The sequence below is a fragment of the Maritimibacter dapengensis genome (assembly GCF_019218265.1).
Taxonomy (GTDB): domain Bacteria; phylum Pseudomonadota; class Alphaproteobacteria; order Rhodobacterales; family Rhodobacteraceae; genus Maritimibacter; species Maritimibacter dapengensis.
The window spans coordinates 48,044-62,191 of sequence record NZ_JAHUZE010000001.1 but is presented as its reverse complement, the minus strand read 5'-3'; the positions used below and the strand labels follow the sequence as shown (position 1 = coordinate 62,191).

Genomic DNA, 14,148 nt, shown 5'->3' with positions numbered 1-14,148 from the left:
AACTCCACAGAATCTGTGGATAAGTTCGTGGAAGAAAAGCCCGCTTTTGCGAAAATCCCTTGTTTCACAAGCATTCCCGTAACTTGCTTAATTTTTAGGCGGACATCTAAGTATTTGAATTTGCTACCTAAAAATATGTATGTTTTGTAAATAACTGATAATCCGCAATTTTTCATGTTTGATTTCGGCAAGCCCCAAGCACCGTGCACAAGTCGCGACCTTGCGTCACATCTACTGGGTTGATGCAGGTCAGTCGCGATCGAGGATTTCGGGGGTTTGCCACCCGAGATGCTGACCGCCATCGGTCGCAATCATCTGACCGGAAACCGCTTTTGCGGAGATGAAATACAAAAGCGCGCCCGTGATATCGTCCGGGTCGGAGCCGCGTTCGAGCACGGTGTTCTGACGTTGATGGGCGAAGTCCTTGTCCGACTGGTGGGCGCCCTGAAGTGTCGGTCCGGGGGCGATCGCGTTGACCCGGACACGCGGGGCAAGCGCACGCGCCGCGGTCTGGGTGAAGGCCCAGAGGCCCATTTTGGCGATGGTGTATGTCATGAAGTGCGGGGTGAGCTTTTTCACCCGCTGGTCGATCATGTTCACGACGAGCGCCTGTGCGATGGGTTCGCCCCGGTCGTCAGTGGCCGGATCGGGGGCCTGCGCCGCGAAGGCCTGGGTCAGGAAAAAGGGCGCGCGGAGGTTCGAGCCGATGTGGCGGTCCCAGCTTTCCGCCGTCGCCGTGTCGAGCGTGTCGTATTCGAAGATCGAGGCGTTGTTGACGAGGAGGTCGAGCGGTTTGCCCAACGCCTTCGTTGCGGCGGCGATCAGCCCGTCGACCGCCTTCGGGTCGAGCAGGTCGGCTTGTAGCGTCACGGCGCGCACGCCCAGCGCCTCACAGGCGGTGCGGGTTTCCTCGGCACCGTCTTCGGAATGGCCGTAGTGGACGGCCACGTCGAGGCCCTTCTCGGCCAGCGTGATCGCCATGGCGCGGCCGAGACGACCGCCGGCTCCGGTGACGAGTGCCGCCCTCATGCCAGCACCGCCCAGACATAGGCGACGTAGAGCGCCGCGAAGGCAAGGCCCCAGCGGCGGCCCATGCGCCAGCCTTTGAACACGAAGGGGGCGAGGAGAAAGGAGGACGCCAGCATCACCCACATGTCGAAGCGAAGCATTTCAGGGTCGACCGGGATCGGGCCGACCAGCGCGGCGATGCCGATGATGCCCAGCAGGTTGAACATGTTCGAGCCGATCACGTTGCCGATCGCCACGTCGGCCTGACGGCGGTAAGCGGCCATGACGGTGGTCGCGAGTTCCGGGAGCGAGGTGCCCACGGCAACGAGTGTCAGCCCGATCACGGTTTCGGACACGCCGATATCTCGCGCGATATTGGTCGAGGCGTCCACCAGGAGGCTCGCGCCAAGCGGCAGGCCGACCAGCCCGAGGGCGAGGAACAGCGCGATCTTCCACCCCGGAAGGTCCGGGTCTACGCCTTCGAGGTCTTCCTGTTCGTCCAGAACCGCTTCGTCGATATCCTTGCCTTTGGCTTGGGCTATCGCGACCATTTCGCGCCTATGGGACATGGCGGCGCGGGACGCGGAGATGAGCATGAAGGCGAGGCCGGCGAGCAGGATGAGACCTTGCAACCAGCCGTAGGCGCCGCTGAAGGCGAGCGCGATGAAGAGGACCGAGGCGGCCATCATCTGAACGTAGTTGCGTTTGGAATCGCAGTTCTTCGTCTCGAGCCCTTTCAGGAGCGCTGGTATGCCGAGGACGAGCAAGATGTTTGCCGTGTTCGACCCTACGACGTTGCCCAGCGCGAGGCCCGGCACGCCGTCGAGCACAGCTTGCACCGAGATCAGAAGCTCGGGTGCGGAGGTGCCGAACGCGACCACGGTGAGCGATACGATCAGGGCCGGGATGCCCAGCCTGAGCGCGAGGTTCACCGCGCCTTTGACGAGGCTGTCACCGGCCAGAAGCAGGATCACGAGGCCGAGGGAGGCGTAGAGCAGATCGACGATCATGAATGACCGCAGTCACAAGGGCCCTTGCCCAGACGGGGGCGGCCGCATTTCGGGCATTTCCGGTTCGACAGCTTGGTCACGCCGGGAATGCGCAGGCGCCCGAAAATGGCGAGCACCAGCATACCGATCAGAAACAGCGAGATGATCTTGATGATCATGGATCAGAGCCCGAACCGCGACCAGGCGGTGCGCTCATCCAGCGTGGTGAGCGCATCTTCCGCGATCTGCGCGCCGAAGCGACGGAACAGCGATTTCTTCGGCCCGTAGACCGCGAATTTCGTGTCCTTGCCGAATTTCTCTTTCATCACAGGGACCAGATGCCCGATCTCGTCCGCGAGCCCTAGTTCGATGCCCTTGGTGCCGGTCCAGAACTGACCGGAAAAGAGCTTGGGATCATCCGAGAGCCGGTCGCCCCGCGCCGCTTTGACGTGTTCGATGAAAGCGTCATGGATGTCGCCGCCGATCTCCTTGATATGCTCCACGTCCTTCGGGTCTTCGGGTTTGAACGGGTCGAGCTGCGATTTCGACTCGCCCGAGGTATAGACCCGACGCTCCACCCCGTGCTTGCCGATGAAATCCGCGAAGCCGAAGCTGGCCATGATGACGCCGATGGAGCCGACGATGGACGAGCGGTCGACGTAGATCGTGTCGGCCGCGCAGGCGAGCCAGTAGCCGCCCGAGGCCGCGGCATCCTCGACAAAGGCGAAGACCGGGATTTCCTTCTCTTCCGACAATCGCTTGATCCGGGCTGCGATGAGCGAGGACTGCACCGGGCTTCCGCCGGGCGAATTGATCGATAACGCGACGGCCTTGGGGCTGCCTTTGCGGAAGGCGCGCTCGATGGCCGGGGCCATGGCGACGTCGTTGAGCTGCCCGCGCGTGCCCGTGGAAATCTGCCCATGCAGGCGGATGACCGCGACCACCGGGTCGGGTGTCATGAAGGGGATCCAGCGTTTCATGCTGTCCGATGTAGAGGCGGGTCATGGGGGCCACAAGGCCCACACGGCTAATTGTGCAACGATGTGGCCGCGACGTCAGGTTCGCTCATGCGGATCAGGACCGAAGCTTCCAGCCGGTCTTGAAGATCCACGTGATGACGGCGAGGCAAAGGATCAGGAACCCCGCGATGGCCAGGAGCGACAGGCCCACCGACACGTCGGACATCGAGAAGAACGACCAGCGGAACCCGGAGACGAGATAAACGACCGGGTTGAACAACGCGATGGTCTGCCACGCTTCGGGCAGCATCGAGATCGAGTAGAACGCCCCGCCCAGGAAGACGAGCGGCGTGATCACCAGCATCGGGATCAGGTTCAACTGCTCGAAATTCCCCGCCCAGATGCCGATGATGAACCCGAAGAGCGCGAAGCTGATACAGGTCAATACCATGAAGGCCAGCATGGCCAAGGGGTGCTGGATCTGGAGGTCGACGAAAAGCGAGGCCGTGGCGAGGATGATCAACCCGATCATCATCGACTTCGTCGCCGCCGCCCCGACATAGCCCATCACGATCTCGATCACCGAAACCGGCGCAGACTGCACTTCGTAGATCGTGCCGATGAACTTCGGGAAATAGATGCCGAGCGCCGCGTTGGTCACGGATTGCATGAGCATCTGGAGCATCATCAGGCCGGGCACGATGAACGCGCCGTACTGGATGCCCTCGACCGTGTCGATCCGGCTACCGATCGCGGCGCCGAACACGACGAAATAGAGCGAAGTCGAAACCACCGGGGAAATCACGCTCTGAAAGATCGAGCGGAACGTTCGGGCCATTTCGAATTTGTAGATCGAGGCGACTGCCGTGAGATTCATGCCGCGTCCTCCTCGGCCTTCTGTTGCGCGACGAGGTCCACGAAGATGTCTTCGAGGCTCGATTGTTTGGTGGACAGGTCGGCAAGGCGCAAGCCGGCCTTTTTAAGGTCCGCGAGAATGTCGGTGATCCCGGTCTGCTCGGCTGCGGTGTCATAGGTATAGACGAGCTTGCCGGTCGGTGAGAGCGTGACACCCTTCTGGGCAAGCGCCGGGGGCACGTCGTCGACCGGTTTGTCGAGTTCGATTTCCAGCACCTTCTTGCCCAGCGATTTCATGAGGGAGTCGGTTTCCTCGACCACCAGAAGCTCGCCCTTGGAGATCACGCCGACGCGGTCCGCCATCGCCTCGGCTTCCTCGATGTAATGCGTAGTGAGAATGATCGTGACGCCCGATTTTTTCAGTTCGCGCATCACGTCCCACATCTCCTTGCGAAGCTCCACGTCGACGCCCGCCGTGGGTTCGTCGAGGAACAGAACGCGGGGTTCGTGGGACAATGCCTTGGCGATCATCACGCGGCGCTTCATGCCACCGGACAATTCGCGGATGCGGTTGTCCTTCTTGTCCCACAGGGTGAGGTCGCGCAGGACCCGTTCGATATGCGCCGGGTCTTTGCCCTTGCCGAAGAGGCCGCGCGAGAATTTCACGGTGTCGATGACTTTCTCGAACACCTCGACTGCCATTTCCTGCGGCACAAGCCCGATCATGTCGCGCGCCTTGCGGAAATCGCGGGTGATGTCGTGGCCGCCCACGGTCACGCTCCCGCCCGACTTGTTCGCGATCCCGCAGATGATCGAGATCAGCGTGGTCTTGCCCGCACCGTTCGGGCCCAGCAGCGCGAGCACCTCGCCCTCTTCGATGTCGAGGTTGATGCCTTTCAGCGCTTCGAAGCCGTTTTCGTAGGTCTTGGTAAGGTCCTTGACCGAGATGATCGGAGCCATCCGTCTCTCCCCCTGTTTGCGCTCACAACAGATAGGGCATGTGATCCGGAACGACCAGAGGCCGGGGCGACCGACGTAACGTTGAACTTCCGGGGGCGATTTGCGTTACCATCCCATGATGGACACAGATGACGTTATGAAGACTGAGAGCTTCTGGGCCGAAGAAGAGAATTTCTGGCTCGAAGGGCCGGATTTCTACCGTGCGAACATGGTGCCGGATGCGGTGATGGAATTTCCCGAGCCGACCGGGACGCTCAAGGGGCCGCAGATCCTTGCCGCCCTCGAGAACGCCCCGCGCTGGGAAAAGGTCGTGTTCTTCGACCGCAGCCGCGAGATGCTGGGAAACAAGGTGCGGCTGACATACCGTGCCGAAGGCTGGCAGAACGGTGAGGCGATTTATGTCGCCAAATGCGACAGCACCTATGTGAAGATGGGCGGGGAATGGCTCCTGACCCATCACCGGCAGGAACCCATCGGGTCGTAAGCGCGAACTTCGCCGCGATCAGAAGTCGATGGCGAGGCCCTTTTTCTCCCAATCCCCGTAGCGCACGGGTTCAGGCCCGTCGCGCCCGCCGTATTCCTTCGGCAATTCGCTGGCCGCCGCTTCAGCGGCCTTTCGGCGTTCCTCAGCCTCGGCCAATGCACGAAGCGCGGCGGGGGGCAGATCGGGTTTCGGGTCTTTCTGGGTCTCGTCGCTCATCTCGGACTTCCTTCGATGCTGAGCATGATATAGGCCCTGCCGGGTGGATTGGCAAAGGATCGGCTATGGCGGGTGACCCGACGGCTCTGCGCAAGGTGGCGCTCGATTTGATCGGCGCGGTGACCGAGGACAAGCGGCTATTGTCCGAGGTCGCGCCCAAGCGCCTTGCACGTCTCGCCCCGCCCGATCGTGCCCGCGCCCAACGGCTCGTCACCACGACGTTGCGCGTGATGGACCGCGCCGACCGGGCGCTGGGGCCGCATCTGCGCAAACGCCCGCCGCCGCGCATTCTCAACATCTTGCGTCTTGGCGTGGCCGAGATCTGCGAGATGGGCGAGGCATCGCATGGTGTGGTCAATTCGGCGGTGAGCCTTGCGCGGGCCGACAAGAAGACGGCCGGGATGGCCGGGCTGGTCAACGCGGTCTTGCGGCAGATCGACCCCGAGGGCTGGGAGAGGTTGCCGGTGCCGCGGCTGCCGAAGTGGCTGCGAAAGCCGCTCACCGACGATTACGGCAAGCCGGCTGTCGAGGCGATGGAAGCCGCGCATTACCGGGGCGCGCCGCTCGATATCAGCGTGAAGGCAGACGCGGGAGCCGTGGCCGACGCGCTTGGCGGCATGCTGACGCCCACGGGGTCGGTGCGGCTGGCGGATTATGGACAGGTCTCAAGCCTGCCCGGCTTCGAGTCGGGCGACTGGTGGGTGCAGGATGCCGCCGCTGCGATCCCCGCCAAGGTGCTCGCACCGGAGGCCGGGGCGCGGGTGCTGGACCTGTGCGCCGCACCGGGGGGCAAGACCCTGCAACTCGCCGCCGCCGGAGCGGAGGTGACCGCTTTGGACATCTCGGAGGGGCGCATGGCGCGGGTGGAGGAGAACCTCGCGCGCTGCGGCTTGTCCGCCGGGTTGGTCGTGGCCGATGCGCTTGAATACGAAGGTGGGCCGTTCGACGCGGTTCTGCTCGACGCGCCCTGCACGGCCACCGGGACGATCCGTCGGCATCCCGACCTGCCGCAGGCCAAGGACGGCTCGGACTTCCCCGGCCTGTTCGAATTGCAGGAGCATTTGATCGACCGGGCGCTCGGGCTTCTGAACCCCGGCGGGCGGCTTATCTATTGCACATGTAGCCTGCTCATCGACGAGGGCGAGGAGCAGGTGCGCGACGCCGTGGGCCGCCACGACGGGCTGACGGTCGACCTGGACGCACTTGCGATTCCCGGGATCGACGCGGGCTGGATCGGGCCGGAGGGGCTTCGCTTGCGGCCGGATTACTGGTCTGACATCGGCGGGATGGACGGGTTCTTCATCAGCGTTCTGGTTAAGGCATGACACCCCCGAGACGGCTCTGTAGGATGCGCGCCAGAGACCCGCGAAGGGGCAGCCCCGGAAACCGAGGCCCGGAAAACTGAGACGAGGACAGGTGGCACAGGAGTATCCGACCCTTGGACGCGGCACGCGTTTTCTGAACCGCTGGCATGCGCGGCGGGCCACACGCGCGCGTCCGGCCACCGGGTTCACCTCGCAGCCCGAACCCCGCACCATCGGCGGCTATGCACGCGGCAAGCAGCTCGTCGCGGGGAATTTCCTGTTCGCGGGTCATCTGGTGCAGGCCGCGCCCGGCACGAGCCTTTGGGAACTGACCCCGCCCACCCCGGCCTTCGAGGCCGCCTTGCATGGCTTCGGCTGGATTGACGACCTCGCCGCGCTTGGAGACAGGCAGGCACGGGCGCGTGCGCAATACTGGACGCTCGACTGGATCGAGCGTTACGGGCGCGGGAACGGGCCGGGATGGGTGCCAGATCTGGCTGGTCGGCGTCTGATCCGCTGGATCAGCCATGCGCTGCTCATCCTGACGGGTGCGGAAAAAAACGAGTCGGAGGCGTTCTTCCGGCTTCTCGGACAGCAAAGCATCTTCCTGTCCCGCCGTTGGCAGGCGACGTCTCCCGGTCTGCCGAGGTTCGAGGCTCTGACCGGGTTGATCTATGCCGGGCTCGCGCTTGAAGGCATGGGAGACTACGTGGGCAAGGCGACACGGGCGCTCGCCAAGGAGTGCGATGCGCAGATCGACGAGGACGGGGGCATTCCGACCCGCAACCCGGAAGAATTGCTCGAGGTCTTCACGCTTCTGAACTGGGCGTCGCTCGCGCTGGTCGAGGCCGGACACAGCCCCGACCCCGCGCATACCGCCGCGATCGAACGAATCGCGCCGACCCTGCGCGCGCTGCGCCATTCGGATGGCGGTCTGGCACGTTTTCACGGTGGCGGGCGCGGGATCGAAGGACGTCTGGATCAGGCGCTCGCGGCATCCGGCACGCGAAACACCCAGCCGAAAGGGCTGGCGATGGGCTATGCGCGGCTGTCCTCGGGGCGCACGTCGGTCGTCATGGACGCGGCCCAGCCGCCGACTGGCAAGGCGAGCTACAACGCCCATGCCTCCACCTTGGCCATCGAGATCACATCGGGTCGCCGCCCGTTGGTCGTCAACTGCGGGTCGGGCGAACATTTCGGCGACGACTGGGCCAAGGCCGGACGCGCGACACCATCGCATTCGGTGCTCGGGCTGACCGGCATGTCGTCGTCTCGCCTGGGCACACCGGAGCCGACCGTCGAAGGCCCGCGCGCCCAACTTGTCGAACCACCTTCGGAGGTCGAGGCACGTGCAGCGGGCAATGATTCCATGAACGGGATCGTGGCCGGGCATAACGGTTACGTCGGGAGTTACGGGCTGACCCATGTGCGCCGGGTCGAACTGGCGCTGGATGGGCGCATGGTGGCGGGCGAGGACACGCTGGCGGCCATGAGCGAGGCCGAACAGGCGCGGTTCGTGCGCGCGCTCGAACGTGAAGGCGACCGCGGCGTGCCGTTCGACATCCGGTTCCATCTTCACCCGGATGTGGACGCGACGCTCGACATGGGCGGGACCGCCGTGTCGATGGCGCTGAGATCCGGGGAGATCTGGGTGTTCCGGTTCGAAGGGCGGGTGGAATTGCACCTCACGCCATCGGTGTATCTGGAAAAAACACGCCTCAAGCCCCGTGCGTCAAAACAGGTGGTTCTATCTGGCCGCGCCATGGAGTATGCGACGCGCATCCGCTGGACCTTGGCCAAGGCGCAGGACACGCCGATTGGCACGCGCGACCTTGTCAGGGACGAGCCGGACGAGCTGCCAGATTGATCCAAGGGACTTAAACCGACATGACCGACCTTCACCCCGTGCGCCGCGCGCTGATTTCCGTTTCCGACAAGACCGGGCTGGTCGATCTGGGCAAGGCGCTGGAGGGTCGCGGGGTCGAGATCCTGTCGACCGGCGGGTCCGCGAAGGCGCTTCGGGATGCGGGCGTAGCGGTCAAGGACGTCTCCGAGGTCACGAAGTTCCCGGAAATGATGGATGGGCGGGTCAAGACGCTGCACCCGATGGTGCATGGCGGGCTTCTCGCCCTGCGCGACAACGACGACCATATCGCGGCGATGGAGGAACACGGGATTGGCGGCATCGACCTTCTGGTCGTGAACCTCTATCCGTTCGAGGCGGCGCTGGCGCGTGGTGCGGATTATGACGAGATGATCGAGAACATCGACATCGGCGGCCCCGCGATGATCCGCGCGGCGGCCAAGAACCACGGGTTCGTCACGACCATAGTCGATGTCGAGGATTACGACGCCCTGCTTGCCGAGCTGGACGCCAATGACGGGCAGACGAGCCATGCCTTCCGCCAGCGTCACGCGCAGATCGCCTATGCCCGGACCGGGGCCTATGACGCCGCCGTGTCGGGCTGGATGGCCGAGGCCATTGGTGAGGCCAACCCGCGCCGCCGGGTCGTGGCGGGCGCGTTGAAACAGACCATGCGTTACGGCGAGAACCCGCATCAGGACGCGGCGTTCTATGTCGATGGGTCGGAGCGCGAGGGCGTGGCGACCGCCGAGGTCCATCAGGGCAAGGCGCTCAGCTACAACAACATCAACGACACAGATGCGGCATTCGAGCTCGTTTCCGAATTCCGGCCCGAGGACGGTCCGGCGGTTGCGATCATCAAGCACGCGAACCCGTCCGGCGTCGCACGGGGCGATAGTCTTCTCGATGCCTACCAAAAGGCGTTCGACTGCGACCGCACATCCGCCTTTGGCGGCATCGTTGCGCTGAACCAGCCGCTCGACGCGGACACCGCGAAGGCGATCACCGAGATTTTCACCGAGGTCGTGATCGCCCCCGGCGCATCGGACGAGGCGAAAGAGATTTTCGCGGCGAAAAAGAACCTGCGCCTGCTGACCACGGGCGGTCTGCCTGACAACCGCGCAGGCGGTCAGACGATCCGGCAGGTGGCGGGCGGCTACCTGTTCCAGAACAAGGATAACGGGTTCATCGGGATGGATGACCTCAGGGTCGTGACCGAGAAAGCGCCGACCGACGCGCAGATGGAAGACCTCCTGTTCGCCTGGAAGGTCGCGAAGCACGTGAAATCGAACGCCATCGTTTATGTGAAGGACAAAGCCACGGTTGGCGTCGGTGCCGGTCAGATGAGCCGCCTCGACTCCGCGCTGATTGCAGCGGCCAAAGCACAGCGCATGGCGGATCAGATCGGGCTCGATCAATCGCCCGCGATCGGATCGGCCGTGGCTTCGGACGCGTTCTTTCCCTTCCCCGACGGGCTTCTCGAAGCCGCTCAGGCGGGCGCGACCTGCGTGATCCAACCGGGCGGCTCGATGCGTGACGACGAGGTGATCGCGGCGGCGAACGAAGCCGGGCTCGCCATGGTCTTCACCGGCATGCGCCACTTCCGTCACTGATGCGCGGGCTCTGGATCACCGCGGCCATTGTTTTCGTCGTCGATCAGGCGACGAAATGGCTCGTGGTGCAGTACCTGAACCTGAAGGAAGTCGGCGCTATCGACGTGATCCCGCCTATCCTCAACCTGCGCATGGCGTGGAACGAGGGGATCAATTTCGGCCTCTTCTCGGATGCAGGCGATGCTCGGCGCTGGATCCTGATCGGGGTGGCCGTGGTGATCATCGCGGCAGTGCTCTACTGGGTCCGGCGCGACCGGATGCAGGGACTTGCGCTGATCTCTGCCGGGGTGCTGGTCGGGGGGGCGCTGGGCAACGTGATCGACCGTCTGATCTATGGCGCTGTCGCGGATTTCCTCAACATGTCCTGCTGCGGCATTCAGAACCCTTATTCGTTCAACCTGGCAGATATAGCGGTCTTCGCGGGGGCAATCGGGCTTATCCTGTTTGCAAAGCCGCAACAGGACTAGATTCCCCCCGTGACGCCGGGTGGTTCATGGGGTAAAGAAGTGTCCAAACGGGTGCAGGAGGCAAGGATGCAATCCAGTCGGATCATAGCGGGATTGGCCCTGATGGGTGTCTTGGCGCTGTCGGCCTGTTCCGAAGGCGACCCGCAGTTGATGAACATCCGCTCGGACACACCTGACGAGTTTTCGATCAAGCCGACGAAGCCTTTGGAGGCACCCGAAGACTACGAATCGCTTCCCGCGCCGACACCCGGCGGCACGAACAGGGCGGATATCAATCCTTTCGCTGTCGCCGCCGTCGCATTGGGCGGAACCGAAGAGGCCGCGACCAACAGCGGTGCGACCGCAGCGGAAAGTGCGCTTCTCGCGCAGGCCGGTCGGTATGGCGCTGGATCGGACATCCGGGCGACGGTCGCAGCCGAAGACCTGGAATACCGCCGCAAGAACAATGGCAGATTGCTGGAACGGCTGTTCAACGTGAACGTCTATTACAACAGCTACGCCGAACAGGAACTGGACCAGCACCTCGAGCTGGATCGGCTGCGCGCCGCCGGGATCCCGACGTCCTCGGCACCGCCTGACCCGCTTCGGCTCGACAACTGAAACACCCCGGTCTCACCCGATCACACGCGCGTCAATGAGGGTTGCAGGTAGCGGCTCATCCGCTAACTCTTCGTGAGAACGGAGGGTTTTCCATGAAGCGACTGATTTCCGCCTGTGTCCTGGCCTGCGCCACAGCATTCCCGACATGGGCACAGGATGTGACCGACACCGTGCTCGACAACGGCATGGAGGTCGTGGTGATCGAGGATCACCGCGCACCCGTCGTGGTTCACATGGTCTGGTATCGCGCCGGGGGCGCGGATGAGCCGCTGGGCACATCGGGCGTCGCGCATTTCCTAGAACACCTGCTTTTCAAGGCGACGGACGACATGGAATCGGGGGAGGTTCACCGCGTCGTGGCCGAAAATGGCGGATCGGACAACGCCTTCACCTCCTATGACGCGACCGCGTATTTCCAAAGGGTCGCCGCCGACCGGCTCGAACTCATGATGACGATGGAAGCGGATCGGATGCGCGACCTGATCCTCACCGAAGAGGATATAGAGACCGAGCGCGACGTGATCCTCGAAGAACGCAACATGCGGATCGAGAACAGTCCGGGCGCGCTTTTGAACGAGCAGATGGGCGCGGCGCTTTTCATGAACCATCCTTACGGCATCCCGCTTATCGGCTGGAAGCATGAGATGGAGAACCTGAGCCGCGAAGATGCGCTGGCGTTCTACCGGAAGTATTACGCGCCGAACAACGCGATCCTGGTGGTCGCCGGCGACGTGGAGCCTGACGAGGTGATCGCGCTGGCCGAGAAGCACTACGGCCCGCTGGAGCCGACCGAAGGGCTGGAGCAGCGCGCCCGACCCATGGAGCCCATTCCGCTTGCGCCGCGACGCATCACCTTCGAAGACGCGCGTGTCGGTCAGCCCTATGTCGTGCGAAACTACATCGCGCCGGCCCGCGAAAGCGGCGCGCAGGAAGAAGCCGCGGCGCTGGTGTTCCTGTCGGAAATTCTCGGCGGGTCGTCGGCGACGTCCGTGTTCGGCCAATCGCTCGAGTTCGATCAGAAGATCGCGGTGTCCACCTGGGCCGGATACAGTTCTCAGATGCTCGACCTGTCGCAATTCTCGGTGGGGATCGTGCCCGCGCAAGGCGTCTCGCTTGAAGACGCGGAAGCCGCGCTGGACGCCGAAATCGAACAATTCTTCGAAGACGGGATAGACCCGGACCAGTTCGAACGCATCAAGACGCGCATCCGGGCAAGCGACATCTACGCGCAGGACAGCGCGAGGGGTCTGGCCAACCGCTATGGCCGAGCCTTGACCACGGGTCTGACGGTCGAAGATGTCGAAGCCTGGCCCGACGTGCTTCAGGCGGTGACGCCGGAGGATGTGATGGCCGCGGCAGAGAAGGTGTTTCAGCCCAGCCATAGCGTGACGGGTTGGCTCATGGCGCCGGACCGGGAGACGGGCGATCAGCCGGAGGCCGCGCCCGTCCCCGAAGCCGCGCCCGAGCCCGCCGCAGAACCCGAGACCGAGATGGAGGTCGCAGAATGAACCGCCTGATCCCGACGCTTTTCGCGCTGATCGTCTTCGCCCTGCCCGCGCGAGCCGAGGTCGACATTCAGGAAGTGACCTCGCCCGACGGCCTGACGGCATGGCTCGTCGAAGAGCATTCCATCCCCTTTGTCGCGCTGGAAATCCGGTTTCGCGGTGGCGCATCGCTGGATGAACCCGGCAAGCGCGGTGCGACGAACCTGATGACCGGGCTTCTGGAAGAAGGCTCAGCTGATATGGACAGCCGCGCTTTCGCGGAAGCCAAGGAGAACCTCGCCACGTCCATCGGGTTCGATATCTACGGGGACACGCTTACCGTCTCGTCGCGGTTCCTGACCGAGAACATGGCGCCGTCCGCCGAGCTGATCGCGGCGTCCTTGAGCGAGCCGACATTCCCCGAAGACGCGGTGGAACGGGTGCGTGGCCAGGTGCTCGCCCACCTGCGGTCGCGTGCGACCGATCCAGAAGACATCGTGGGCGATCTGATGGCCGAAGCCGCCTATGGCGACCACCCCTATGGCAGCTATCTGGGCGGCACGATCGACAGCGTGACCGGGCTGACCCGCGACGACATCATCGAGGCCTGGCAAAACGCCATCGCCAAGGACCGCGTTTATGTCGCGGCCGTCGGAGACATCACGCCCGAGCAATTGGGCGACCTGATGGACCGGGTGCTGGGCGACCTGCCGGACGAGGGCAAGCCATTCCCGGACGAAGTGGATTTCGGCGCCGCACCGGGCGTCAGCGTCACCGAGTTCGACACCCCGCAATCGGTGGCGCGCCTCGGCCAGCCCGGAATGGAGATCACCGACCCCGATTTCTTCGCGGCCTATATCCTCAACACGGTCATGGGTGGCTCCGGGTTCGAGAGCCGCCTGATGGACGAAGTCCGCGAGAAGCGCGGGCTGACCTATGGCATCGGCTCCTACCTTGTCGATTCCGATTACACCGAAGCGCTCATGGGCAGCTTTTCGACGGTGAATGCCCGGATGGGCGAAGCGGTCACGGTCGTGCAGGACGAATGGCGCAAGATGGCCGAAGAGGGCATCACGGAGGAGGAGCTGGCCTCGGCCAAGCTCTATCTCACCGGCGCCTACCCGCTTCGCTTCGATGGGAACGACCGGATCGCGAGCCTTCTGGTCGGGATGCAGATGGACGGCTATTCCATCGACTATCCCAAGACCCGCAACGACAAGGTCAACGCCGTGACACTGGAAGAGGCGAACCGGGTGGCGGCGGAGTTGTTCCAGCCGGAGAACCTGCGCTTCGTCGTGGTTGGAAAGCCGGACGGGCTGGAACCGACGGTCGAATGAGGCCCCAT

At 63.8% G+C, this 14,148-nt stretch carries 15 protein-coding genes; 8 read left to right on the top strand and 7 right to left on the bottom strand.

The features are described 5' to 3' along the window. Nucleotides 1–249: 249 nt before the first annotated feature. The 6 genes from KJP28_RS00310 to KJP28_RS00285 form a co-directional block, all read right to left on the bottom strand. Nucleotides 250–1,029 carry an SDR family oxidoreductase gene (locus tag KJP28_RS00310; protein ID WP_218390239.1) on the bottom strand — a complete coding sequence of 260 codons (780 nt, stop codon included), beginning with the start codon at nucleotides 1,027–1,029 and terminating at the stop codon, nucleotides 250–252. Further along, complete coding sequence (locus tag KJP28_RS00305) at nucleotides 1,026–2,018, bottom strand: calcium/sodium antiporter (protein WP_218390238.1); 993 nt, start codon at nucleotides 2,016–2,018, stop codon at nucleotides 1,026–1,028. Before KJP28_RS00305 ends, KJP28_RS00310 begins: the two co-directional genes overlap by 4 nt. Continuing rightward, nucleotides 2,015–2,176: a hypothetical protein gene (locus tag KJP28_RS00300; RefSeq protein WP_218390237.1), complete on the bottom strand. Its 162-nt coding sequence runs from the start codon at nucleotides 2,174–2,176 to the stop codon at nucleotides 2,015–2,017. The genes KJP28_RS00305 and KJP28_RS00300 overlap by 4 nt, the downstream gene beginning before the upstream one ends. A gap of 3 nt (nucleotides 2,177–2,179) precedes the next feature. Next, a complete protein-coding gene (locus tag KJP28_RS00295) occupies nucleotides 2,180–2,977 on the bottom strand; it encodes a S49 family peptidase (RefSeq protein ID WP_218390236.1) in 798 nt (265 codons plus the stop codon). A gap of 94 nt (nucleotides 2,978–3,071) precedes the next feature. Then, nucleotides 3,072–3,833 (bottom strand): ABC transporter permease, encoded by a 762-nt coding sequence (locus KJP28_RS00290; protein WP_218390235.1) that lies wholly within the window; start codon nucleotides 3,831–3,833, stop codon nucleotides 3,072–3,074. Next, on the bottom strand, nucleotides 3,830–4,771 hold the full coding sequence (locus tag KJP28_RS00285; protein WP_218390234.1) for an ABC transporter ATP-binding protein: 942 nt from the start codon (nucleotides 4,769–4,771) through the stop codon (nucleotides 3,830–3,832). The genes KJP28_RS00290 and KJP28_RS00285 overlap by 4 nt, the downstream gene beginning before the upstream one ends. A 136-nt stretch (nucleotides 4,772–4,907) precedes the next feature. On the opposite strand from KJP28_RS00285, the gene KJP28_RS00280 reads away from it, so the two are divergent. Beyond that, complete coding sequence (locus KJP28_RS00280; RefSeq protein WP_218390233.1) at nucleotides 4,908–5,255, top strand: nuclear transport factor 2 family protein; 348 nt, start codon at nucleotides 4,908–4,910, stop codon at nucleotides 5,253–5,255. 18 nt (nucleotides 5,256–5,273) lie between these two features. On the opposite strand, the gene KJP28_RS00275 is transcribed toward KJP28_RS00280, so the two are convergent. Further along, nucleotides 5,274–5,471 (bottom strand): DUF1674 domain-containing protein, encoded by a 198-nt coding sequence (locus KJP28_RS00275; protein WP_218390232.1) that lies wholly within the window; start codon nucleotides 5,469–5,471, stop codon nucleotides 5,274–5,276. A 65-nt stretch (nucleotides 5,472–5,536) separates the two neighbouring features. Between KJP28_RS00275 and KJP28_RS00270 the strand changes: the two genes are divergently transcribed. The 7 genes from KJP28_RS00270 to KJP28_RS00240 all read left to right on the top strand — a co-directional run bounded on the left by KJP28_RS00270 (nucleotide 5,537) and on the right by KJP28_RS00240 (nucleotide 14,140). Continuing rightward, nucleotides 5,537–6,796, top strand: coding sequence for an RsmB/NOP family class I SAM-dependent RNA methyltransferase (locus KJP28_RS00270; RefSeq protein WP_218390231.1), 1,260 nt, complete (start codon nucleotides 5,537–5,539; stop codon nucleotides 6,794–6,796). A gap of 91 nt (nucleotides 6,797–6,887) precedes the next feature. Continuing rightward, nucleotides 6,888–8,642 (top strand): heparinase II/III family protein, encoded by a 1,755-nt coding sequence (locus KJP28_RS00265; RefSeq protein WP_336245283.1) that lies wholly within the window; start codon nucleotides 6,888–6,890, stop codon nucleotides 8,640–8,642. Between the two features lie 20 nt (nucleotides 8,643–8,662). Further along, complete coding sequence (gene purH / locus KJP28_RS00260; protein WP_218390230.1) at nucleotides 8,663–10,252, top strand: bifunctional phosphoribosylaminoimidazolecarboxamide formyltransferase/IMP cyclohydrolase; 1,590 nt, start codon at nucleotides 8,663–8,665, stop codon at nucleotides 10,250–10,252. Further along, nucleotides 10,252–10,719, top strand: a complete 468-nt coding sequence (gene lspA / locus KJP28_RS00255; protein ID WP_218390229.1) for a signal peptidase II — start codon at nucleotides 10,252–10,254, stop codon at nucleotides 10,717–10,719. Before purH ends, lspA begins: the two co-directional genes overlap by 1 nt. A 66-nt stretch (nucleotides 10,720–10,785) precedes the next feature. Next, complete coding sequence (locus tag KJP28_RS00250; RefSeq protein ID WP_218390228.1) at nucleotides 10,786–11,319, top strand: DUF3035 domain-containing protein; 534 nt, start codon at nucleotides 10,786–10,788, stop codon at nucleotides 11,317–11,319. 92 nt (nucleotides 11,320–11,411) lie between these two features. Beyond that, complete coding sequence (locus tag KJP28_RS00245) at nucleotides 11,412–12,827, top strand: M16 family metallopeptidase (RefSeq protein ID WP_218390227.1); 1,416 nt, start codon at nucleotides 11,412–11,414, stop codon at nucleotides 12,825–12,827. Further along, nucleotides 12,824–14,140 (top strand): M16 family metallopeptidase, encoded by a 1,317-nt coding sequence (locus KJP28_RS00240; protein WP_218390226.1) that lies wholly within the window; start codon nucleotides 12,824–12,826, stop codon nucleotides 14,138–14,140. Before KJP28_RS00245 ends, KJP28_RS00240 begins: the two co-directional genes overlap by 4 nt. The last annotated feature ends 8 nt before the right edge of the window (nucleotides 14,141–14,148 follow it).

Coding starts and splice junctions, on each gene's coding strand:
- lspA (WP_218390229.1), top strand. CDS start 10,252: ATGCGCGGGCTCTGGATCACCGCGGCCATTGTTTTCGTCGTCGATCAG.
- KJP28_RS00275 (WP_218390232.1), bottom strand. CDS start 5,471: ATGAGCGACGAGACCCAGAAAGACCCGAAACCCGATCTGCCCCCCGCC.
- KJP28_RS00300 (WP_218390237.1), bottom strand. CDS start 2,176: ATGATCATCAAGATCATCTCGCTGTTTCTGATCGGTATGCTGGTGCTC.
- KJP28_RS00245 (WP_218390227.1), top strand. CDS start 11,412: ATGAAGCGACTGATTTCCGCCTGTGTCCTGGCCTGCGCCACAGCATTC.
- KJP28_RS00290 (WP_218390235.1), bottom strand. CDS start 3,833: ATGAATCTCACGGCAGTCGCCTCGATCTACAAATTCGAAATGGCCCGA.
- KJP28_RS00240 (WP_218390226.1), top strand. CDS start 12,824: ATGAACCGCCTGATCCCGACGCTTTTCGCGCTGATCGTCTTCGCCCTG.
- purH (WP_218390230.1), top strand. CDS start 8,663: ATGACCGACCTTCACCCCGTGCGCCGCGCGCTGATTTCCGTTTCCGAC.
- KJP28_RS00295 (WP_218390236.1), bottom strand. CDS start 2,977: ATGAAACGCTGGATCCCCTTCATGACACCCGACCCGGTGGTCGCGGTC.
- KJP28_RS00280 (WP_218390233.1), top strand. CDS start 4,908: ATGAAGACTGAGAGCTTCTGGGCCGAAGAAGAGAATTTCTGGCTCGAA.
- KJP28_RS00250 (WP_218390228.1), top strand. CDS start 10,786: ATGCAATCCAGTCGGATCATAGCGGGATTGGCCCTGATGGGTGTCTTG.
- KJP28_RS00285 (WP_218390234.1), bottom strand. CDS start 4,771: ATGGCTCCGATCATCTCGGTCAAGGACCTTACCAAGACCTACGAAAAC.
- KJP28_RS00310 (WP_218390239.1), bottom strand. CDS start 1,029: ATGAGGGCGGCACTCGTCACCGGAGCCGGCGGTCGTCTCGGCCGCGCC.
- KJP28_RS00270 (WP_218390231.1), top strand. CDS start 5,537: ATGGCGGGTGACCCGACGGCTCTGCGCAAGGTGGCGCTCGATTTGATC.
- KJP28_RS00305 (WP_218390238.1), bottom strand. CDS start 2,018: ATGATCGTCGATCTGCTCTACGCCTCCCTCGGCCTCGTGATCCTGCTT.